7 protein-coding genes are annotated in these 8,243 nt (G+C 53.5%); 6 read left to right on the top strand and 1 reads right to left on the bottom strand.

Features of this window, described 5'->3' with window-relative positions; translation table 11 throughout:
• Nucleotides 1-57 precede the first annotated feature (57 nt).
• The 3 genes from DIC66_RS20115 (at nucleotide 58) to DIC66_RS20105 (ending at nucleotide 2,642) form a co-directional block, all read left to right on the top strand.
• A complete protein-coding gene (locus DIC66_RS20115; RefSeq protein WP_117179969.1) occupies nucleotides 58-909 on the top strand; it encodes a glycosyltransferase in 852 nt (283 codons plus the stop codon).
• A 92-nt stretch (nucleotides 910-1,001) separates the two neighbouring features.
• Complete coding sequence (locus DIC66_RS20110; RefSeq protein ID WP_117179968.1) at nucleotides 1,002-1,739, top strand: class I SAM-dependent methyltransferase; 738 nt, start codon at nucleotides 1,002-1,004, stop codon at nucleotides 1,737-1,739.
• Nucleotides 1,740-1,982: 243 nt separating this feature from the next.
• Nucleotides 1,983-2,642 (top strand): class I SAM-dependent methyltransferase, encoded by a 660-nt coding sequence (locus DIC66_RS20105; protein ID WP_158558966.1) that lies wholly within the window; start codon nucleotides 1,983-1,985, stop codon nucleotides 2,640-2,642.
• 131 nt (nucleotides 2,643-2,773) lie between these two features.
• Here DIC66_RS20105 and DIC66_RS20100 read toward each other — a convergent pair whose 3' ends face one another.
• Complete coding sequence (locus DIC66_RS20100; RefSeq protein ID WP_117179966.1) at nucleotides 2,774-3,328, bottom strand: WcaF family extracellular polysaccharide biosynthesis acetyltransferase; 555 nt, start codon at nucleotides 3,326-3,328, stop codon at nucleotides 2,774-2,776.
• Nucleotides 3,329-3,767: 439 nt separating this feature from the next.
• On the opposite strand from DIC66_RS20100, the gene DIC66_RS23175 reads away from it, so the two are divergent.
• The 3 genes from DIC66_RS23175 to DIC66_RS20090 are packed head-to-tail and all read left to right on the top strand — an operon-like array spanning nucleotide 3,768 to nucleotide 8,192.
• Nucleotides 3,768-4,004 carry a hypothetical protein gene (locus tag DIC66_RS23175; protein WP_158558965.1) on the top strand — a complete coding sequence of 79 codons (237 nt, stop codon included), beginning with the start codon at nucleotides 3,768-3,770 and terminating at the stop codon, nucleotides 4,002-4,004.
• Between the two features lie 28 nt (nucleotides 4,005-4,032).
• Complete coding sequence (locus tag DIC66_RS20095; RefSeq protein ID WP_158558964.1) at nucleotides 4,033-4,746, top strand: YjbF family lipoprotein; 714 nt, start codon at nucleotides 4,033-4,035, stop codon at nucleotides 4,744-4,746.
• Nucleotides 4,743-8,192, top strand: a complete 3,450-nt coding sequence (locus DIC66_RS20090; RefSeq protein WP_158558963.1) for a YjbH domain-containing protein — start codon at nucleotides 4,743-4,745, stop codon at nucleotides 8,190-8,192. Before DIC66_RS20095 ends, DIC66_RS20090 begins: the two co-directional genes overlap by 4 nt.
• The last annotated feature ends 51 nt before the right edge of the window (nucleotides 8,193-8,243 follow it).

Genomic DNA, 8,243 nt, shown 5'->3' with positions numbered 1-8,243 from the left:
ACGCTGTACTCACGCCGGCGAGGGCGCGCCACTGTCGACACTTGATTCATAGTCTCCATGATCTCCTTCGTGGGGACGATGCCTGATCATGGCGATCGATTCAACATGGGATTGCCGGACGCATACGAGCGGCATGTAATTCAGTCGTTGGCATCAAGTGTCATTTCAAGGTATGAGGCGCATGCACTGGCAGGACTTGAGCATCGGATATTGGCAGCTGCTGATGCGGTTGTGCTTGTGTCATCCGTGGAGGCTGCCCAGTTGAGGGAGTCGCTGCACGTCAATCTTTCTGTAAAAGTGACCACCATTCCACCGCCAATGCCTCAGGCGATTCCGAGCATGCCGAGTCCCACTATCAGCCGTTTCGTTTTCGTGGGTAGTGACAGTTTGTTGCAAAACCGTCGCACCATCGAGGTCCTGGTCGACATATGGTTACGGTTACGCCCTGCGGTGCCGCTGCATCTCTATGGTCGTCAAAAGGGGGCTTACGCGCTAGTTCCCGGCTTAATCGTTCACGGGTTCGTAGACAACATTGCAGAAGCCTATGGTGCAGGCAGTGTGATGCTGGCCCCTTCTTTTGTTGACGGCGGAGTTAAATCCAAAGTTCTGGAAGCATTTGCGCACGGCATCGTCGTGGTTGGGAACCTGACAACCTTTGAGGGTATCGGGGCGCCTACGAATTCATTGGTTTTAGGGACAGAGGACATGGAAAAGTTTGTGCGTTCACCACAACTTCAGCTTTCCCAGTTGGTATACGACGCTCAGGTTGTGATTGCAGCAGCTCGTGAAAATCACAGTCCAGCAAAATTGTCCGTTCAATGGCGTGCTGTGGTGTGGCCCGATCGGTTCAGTATCGAGGAGTGCAGTTTGCCTGTCAGAATTTGCACACCTCCATCCGCGTCAACTTAAAGATGCGTATCGGCATAATCTAACAAGAATTCCATCCGGTTTTAAGTTATTTGATATTAATTTAAATATCAAATTATATAGAAGGAGTCAAAATGAAACGAAGTATTGAGGGTCTGGGTGGTAAATATGGAACAGATTACTTGAACTGGAAAAAATGGGATGGAAAATTCGGGGATTTGACAAAAAGGGATTCGGCATATTTCTCTAAAGAAATTTCACGCACCCGAAATCACTTTTCGAATAAATCCAGGGTTTTGGAAGTCGGGTTTGGAAATGGTGGCTTTCTATCTTTTTGTCGCCAGAATGGATGGGATGTTTACGGTACCGAGGTTAACGAATCACTTGTGAAAATTGCCAGCAGGGATGGATTCAAAGTAGTACATTCTGAAAATTTGTCTTCATTTGAGGAAAGCTACTTTGATCTGGTTGTGGCATTTGATGTGTTGGAGCATATAAACCAAGATCAGTTGTCCAATTTCCTATTGGAAATAAAGCGTGTGCTTAAAAATGATGGCATCTTTCTAGCGCGATTTCCAAACGGAGACTCTCCATTTGGTCTAAGAATTCAGAATGGTGATGTTACACATATAACAACAATTGGGAGTGGGAAGATTCGATACTTTTCAACACAATTAAATTTGCAAATTATTTTTGTTGGTGGTGAGTTTCAGCCAATACTTGGAGTTGGCATTTTGCATTTTTCGCATGGAGTATTTTCATTTGTAGTCAAAAAAGCAATTAATTTAATTACAAGATTGATTTTTTTCCCAAGGGTCGATATTGACTTCTTGTCGCCAAACTTGGTTTCAATTTTCAAGATTCAGAAGTAAATATACTCGCCGGTCCGTGCTTTGTACTATGTTCTGTCATATTTCACTTCAATGTGGCTTTATAAGAAATGAGAGTTGAAGATAATGGAAGTATGCAAAATTTGCTGGGCTAATTGCATTTGTATTGGTAGTGTTGATAAGTTTAAGGCTTGTTCGAATGAGTCGCCATTTCCCCTTGGAAAATCTGGAGTAAATGTCAAATACTGGCTATGTCAAGGGTGCGGATTTATCTTCACCACAGACATGGATCGCTTTTTATCTTCGGACTGGCAGCGAGATATATATAATGATATTTATTACTCTGATGTGGATAAAGAATATAAAGCCATAAGGCCCGATAGGCAGGCTGCAGAGCTCGCATTTATTTTAAAACCATATGCTCATGTCATTAAAGGGCTCGATTTTGGCGGCGGCAACGGTAAGACTGCATTTAATATGAGGGCAACCGGGTTTGATTATATATCTTACGATCCACATTCATCGGATAAAAACGTTAGGATTGATCCTTCGGTTATTAACTTTATTTCTGCCTTTGAGGTCTTTGAACATCATCCTCAGCCTTTGGAATTGATGCGCGAACTGATTCAGTGTTCAAATGATGAAAGACTTGTGATTTTAATATGCACATCAAGGCTTCCTAATATTTTGCGGCATACTCCATTGCAATGGGCGTACATTGCCCCAAGAAATGGACATATATCAATTGCAAGTAAAAATTCTATGAAGATTATAGCAAAGAGATTTTCCATGAAAGTATTTATTATTGGTAATATGCATATCTTTTTTAAAAAGAATGCATGGGTAATTGGTGCCTTCATTATGTTGAGAATTATTTATCAAAAAATATCCAAAAATATAGAATTTATTTGCAATGGAATTTTGCGAAAATTAGCTTGCCGCTAGGAATGTGTTTTTTGGGGTGTAACTGATTTATTTTCTTGTCTTTATTTTTAGACTGACATGTTTGTAAATATTACTGCTTAATGTATTGGGGGTGTTATAGCGAAATGGATGTCGAATTTGCTGAGGAAATGCTATGCATTGTGTGTCCTCAAACTCAAATTTACGCAGGGGTCACCCGAGCAGATCGTGTTCTCCGGGACACGATGTCGCACATTTGAGCGTGCGCCAACTACAGCGCCTTTACCCACTTTGACGCCTGGAAAGACGAAGACATCAGCTGCCAACCAGGCTTCGTCCTCCACCACGATTGGTGCGATGGTCAGTGGAAATGAAGGATCACGGAAGTCATGTGATCCAGTGCAAAGGAACGTTCGGTAGCTGATGGAGACATGTGCGCCTATTTCGATGCGCCCTAGGCTGTAGAGGATGGCTTCGTCACCAATGTAGCTATGTTCGCCTATGCTTACATTCCAAGGGTAAGTGATTTGGCAGGAAGGACGCAATTTGACTGCATTGCCAATTTGTGCCCCGAAACTGCGCAACAACCAGCGCCGCCAGCCGTACATCGCATGAGGACTCATGCGGAAAAGTGTGGCATTGACGATGTACCAAAACTGGATGAAGTACTTAGATCTACCTGGAAATCCCTGAGGTACAGGTGTGTAATGTAAGTCTTGATATTTCATTTAAATTTATCATGTAAATGATGTGGATTGAAGCTTGTGTGCTTTATTTTTTATTTCCTATTCAGAAAATCTATAGAAATTTCTATATTAAATAAGCAATTTTCTTACCATTGGTATTGTTTATTAAGACAGTTTGTAATATTTAGGTCTACTTTTTACGGGTAGTGATTGAGTTCAATCCATTAGTATATTGTTGATCTGCAATAAAATGCAAGTTGATTTGCTTTGTGTCGCTTATGAAGTTCGGAAAAGGGTTATGTGAGTCTGCAATCGGTTTTTCTACATAAAAAATCATTGGTCACATTTATGTCGATTCGTATATTTTAATATTTGCGTTTAATCAACAAATTGTTCCCTGCATTGTCTGCCCAACTACAAAGCACCCAAAGCGTCCCGCAATCTTTGTAGATAGTGAACTTTTCAACTACAGGAGTGCCACATGAACCTCAAGAAAATTGTATTGATCGCTTTGGTTACTGCAGCTGCAGCGTCTTCTGCCATAGCCCAGACTTCTGATGCTGATAAAAATCAACGCCCAGGTGTTGGTGCAGACAAGGCCGTTGCAGGCGCTATGGGTACTGTGGACCCGGCTTTCGTGGCCTTTTCAATCGTGGCGGTGGGCATTGTTGCTGCAGGTAGCTCCACTTCCAGCACTACGGGTACAACAAAGAAGTAATCCAATCCTGAGCAACAAGACGCCCCCTGTGGGCGTCTTTTTTTGGGCCTTTGATTTGAATTTTTTTTGTGTATGGCGAGCGGTGCTGGTCTGCGTGATTTTTGCGTTGGGCGGCTGTGCGTCTGGCCGTCACGTCTTGCTGGACACGCTGCAGGCCGCCTGGCCGGGCGCTTCAGAGAATGCCTCGCAGGGCGTGCTGTCCGCCAAGCTCAACCCCACTTACCGTTACCTGTTGGTCAGAGTCAACCATGGCACCCCGGCGCTGATGGTGCTGGGCTATGTGGATGGGCTGCCACAGCAGCCTGTTGAGGTGTGGTACTCCGCCAAGAGCGAGGTGCTCAAGCTGCAGGCGGGGCGCATTGTGGGCACCTATGGCTTGCCTCTGGATTGGCGTGCAGTGCATTACCCCGCAGGCCTGCCGCTCTGGGCACCTGGGGCCTACACGCGCAGCAGGGATGTGCAGCCGGGCTATCAGTTTGGTCTGCAAGACGCGCTGCAGTTGCAGCCCGCCCCCACGATGCCACCCAATGCCCGGGTGTTGGGTTGGTCGGACGCCCAAGCAGCAACGCTTACCTGGTTTGTGGAGCGCACGGTTAACGATGCACAAGCGGGTGTTGACCAGGCTTGGTATGCCTTGCAGGGCGCACCGGGGCAGCAGCGCGTGGTTTATTCGCGCCAATGCCTGGATGCGGCCTATTGCCTGGAGTTGCAGCCCTGGCCCGTGCAGGTGGATGCTCCATGAGGCGGGGTTTGCGTGCCATCTGGCTGTGCTGCGCGCTATGGTGTGGTGCGGCGATGGCCGGCGAGCGCCTGAGCGACTGGTTGCTTCGCAATGCCTACGGTGATGCCGACATGACGGCCCTGCAGTGGCGTGTGCCTTCCGAGCGGGCCGCGCAGCAACATTTGCAGCAGGCGGTGCTAAGTGGCTTGCCGGATGGCAGTCTGCGTGCCTTGGTGCAAGCCTTGCCCGTCACCGGCCGACTGAGCGTGGCCATACCAGATGCGCGCTGGCTGCAGTCCAAGCCCGCACAAGACCCGGTGCTGGGCGCCAATGACACAGTGCTGGTGTTGCCCCGGCCGCTGTATGTGACCGTGTTGACCGACTCTGGCATGCCGTGCCTGGTGGCGCACAGTGTGGCGGCGATGGCAGCCGATTACCTGCAGGCCTGTGGCGGCGCAGGGGATGCCACTGCCCCTGACACAGTGTGGATAGTCCAGCCCGATGGCCGGGTGCTGCGCTTTGGCGCAGCCGTGTGGAACGCCCAGCGGCAGTTGCCTCCTGCACCCGGTGCCTGGGTGTGGGCACCTGCGCGGGGCGCCGGGCTTTCAAAAGCCACGCAGGACAACCTTGCGCGCTTTCTGGCAACGCAGGCGCCGGGTGAGGGCTTGTGGCCTACGCTGCCCACTTTGCCTGCCCCTTTGCCGCAAAGCTTGTTGCCACGCTTGCGCGACCTGCCCCTGAGCGCGAGTGACTGGGGTGAGGTGGGCCTGTTGCAAACGCCCACAGCCCGTATGGCGCCAGAGGGCGATGTGCGCTTTCAGCTCAGCAAGGCCAGCCCCTATACGCGGGGCACGGTGATGTTTCAGCCCATGGACAGGCTGGAGGGTGGCTTTCGTTATACCGATATTGCCAACCGCTTGTACGGCGCAGACATTGCGGGCACGCAGTCGTACAAAGACAAGTCGATTGATATCAAGGTGCAGCTCAATGACGAGTCTGCCTATATGCCGCAGTTTGCCGTGGGCGCGCGCGACCTGGGTGGCACCGGTTTGTTCTCGGCCGAGTACGTGGTGGCTAACAAGCGCTGGGGTAACTGGGACGCCAGCTTGGGGCTGGGCTGGGGCTATATGGGCGCGCGGGGCAATGTGGGCAACCCGTTGGCGGTGTTGGGGGCATCGTTCAATGACAGGCCTGTGGTCACTGACACCAACGGTGGCAATGCCAATTTTCAAAGCATGTTCCACGGCCCCACGGCCCTGTTTGGTGGCGTGCAGTGGCACGCGCCGGGGGATGCATGGCTGCTCAAGCTGGAGTTCGAGGGCAACAACTACAGCCAGGAGCCATTGGGCAATGCCTTGCCAGCCAGCAGCCCCTTGAACGTGGGTGCGGTGTACCGCTATTCGCCGCATGTGGATTTCACCGTGGGCTTTGAGCGCGGCAACCAGTGGATGTTCGGGCTGACGCTGCACGACGCCCTCAATACACTGGCCACACCCAAGGTGCTTGATGCGCCCCTGGGCCTGCGCCCTGTGGGGGCGGCGCGACCCGTCGGCATCTGGGACCAGGACCACACGGCCCAGCGCATAGAGCGCCATACCGGTTGGCAAGTGCAGGGGCTGGAGCAGGGCGCCACGGACATTACCCTGACCGCCGACACCGGCCAGGTGGCCTATTTGCAGGAGCGCCTGGAGCGGGCTGCGGCCATCCTGCATGACGAGGCGCCGGCTGGCATACAGCAGTTCAAACTGCAACTGCAAGAGCACGGCTTGGCGGGCGCCACAGTAGAGGTTGACCGCTCCGAATGGCAGCTGCAAAAGCAGCAGGCAGTGCCCCCATCGCTCAAGCTGCCCACGCAGCGCGTGTTTCCCGGTACACCCCAGGCAACGTCTGCACGCAACACGCAGGAGGCAAGTGACAGCCTGAGCGCCGATTGGGGCCCAAGCTATAGCCAGATACTGGGCGGGCCCGACAGCTTTCTGCTGTATCGCCTGGGCGTCAACGGCACGCTGGAAAAGCGCTTTGGCAATGGCACCTGGCTTACCGCCGAGGCCGATGCCCGCCTGTTGGACAACTACGCCAACTTTGTCTATGACGCACCCAGCAACCTGCCCCGGGTGCGTACCTACCAGCGCGAATATGCCACTACCTCGCGTCTGACCGTGCCCCTGCTGCAGCTCACGCATGTGCAGGACATGGGTGCCGGGCACTATGGCAGTGTGTATGGCGGGCTTCTGGAGCCCATGTATGCGGGTGTGGGTGCTGAATGGCTCTACCGGCCCTGGCAGGGCAGGCTGGCGTTTGGTGTGGACGTCAACCACGTGCAGCAGCGCTCCTTTGCGCAGGACCTGGGCCTTCGCGACTACGCAGCCGACACGGGCCACGCCACGCTGTACTGGGACACCGGTTGGAACGACCTCCAATTGAAGCTGAGCGCGGGCAAGTACCTGGCCGGGGACACCGGTGTCACGGTGGACCTCAAGCGCACTTACAGCAACGGCGTGAGCGTGGGGGCTTGGGCTACCAAAACCAATGTCAGCGCCGACCAGTTTGGCGAGGGCAGTTTTGACAAGGGCCTCTATGTGACGGTGCCCTTTGACGCCTTGCTGCCACGCTCTTCCGAGGGCACTGCGAATATTGTCTGGGCACCGCTCACGCGGGATGGTGGTGCGCGGCTGGACCGGCGGTTTACCCTGTTTGACCTGACGCGCCAGCGCAGCCGCCAGGCCTTTGGCTTCCAGGCCAGCCGGGTAGATACGCCCCAGACCGCCGAAGACCGCTCCTACGTGCTGGCCCAGCCAACCGAAGGCGTGTTTTCACGCCTGGCAACCAGCGGCAACTATCTGGGTACCCGACTGGCAGATGTGCCGCAGTCGTCCTGGTGGTTGCTGGGCGGGGCGCTGTTGCTCAGCAGCCAGTTGGACCAGCCGGCAGACGACTGGGCACAAAGCCATCAACAGGGCGCGCTGCACGACGCAGCCCAATTGGGCAATAACCTGCCAGCCGCTGTGGCCGTCTGGAGTGCAGCCATGTTGACCGGCGTGGGCGGGGAGGGCGCCCAGCAGACGGCGTTTACCTCGCTACAGGCGGGTGCCTATGCGCTGGGCGCCAGTGCCTTGCTGCGATACACCGTGGGCCGCGCACGGCCGAATGAGGAGATGGGTGCCCATAGCTTCTCCGGCTTCAATGCACAGGCTTGGCAGTCGGGCTTTCCGTCCAACCATGTGGCCGTGGCCATGGCCATGGTCACGCCCTATGCCAAGCTGCATGACAGCCCGTGGCTGTACGCACTGCCCGCGCTAGCAGCCTGGGGGCGCTTGGAAAGCCGCAACCACTGGTTTTCGGACACGGTTGCAGGCGCCCTGGTGGGTTACGCGGTGGGTTCGCTGCTGGCTGAGGAGCGCACTGACTCGCGTGGCGCAAGAATCTATGTGACGCCGCAATCGGTGACTTCCGTTTGGTCGTTCTGAATCAGCCACGCGGGTGAGAATTTTCGGGTGTTTTGTGGGGTGCTGGCTCAC

The organism is Rhodoferax lacus (assembly GCF_003415675.1).
GTDB lineage: Bacteria > Pseudomonadota > Gammaproteobacteria > Burkholderiales > Burkholderiaceae_C > Allorhodoferax > Allorhodoferax lacus.
This window is presented reverse-complemented; position numbering and strand designations above follow the sequence as displayed.

Bases quoted from the DNA above. Each gene is read 5' to 3' on its own strand.
- DIC66_RS20105 (WP_158558966.1), top strand. From the start codon at position 1,983: ATGGATCGCTTTTTATCTTCGGACTGGCAGCGAGATATATATAATGAT.
- DIC66_RS20110 (WP_117179968.1), top strand. From the start codon at position 1,002: ATGAAACGAAGTATTGAGGGTCTGGGTGGTAAATATGGAACAGATTAC.
- DIC66_RS23175 (WP_158558965.1), top strand. From the start codon at position 3,768: ATGAACCTCAAGAAAATTGTATTGATCGCTTTGGTTACTGCAGCTGCA.
- DIC66_RS20090 (WP_158558963.1), top strand. From the start codon at position 4,743: ATGAGGCGGGGTTTGCGTGCCATCTGGCTGTGCTGCGCGCTATGGTGT.
- DIC66_RS20115 (WP_117179969.1), top strand. From the start codon at position 58: ATGATCTCCTTCGTGGGGACGATGCCTGATCATGGCGATCGATTCAAC.
- DIC66_RS20100 (WP_117179966.1), bottom strand. From the start codon at position 3,328: ATGAAATATCAAGACTTACATTACACACCTGTACCTCAGGGATTTCCA.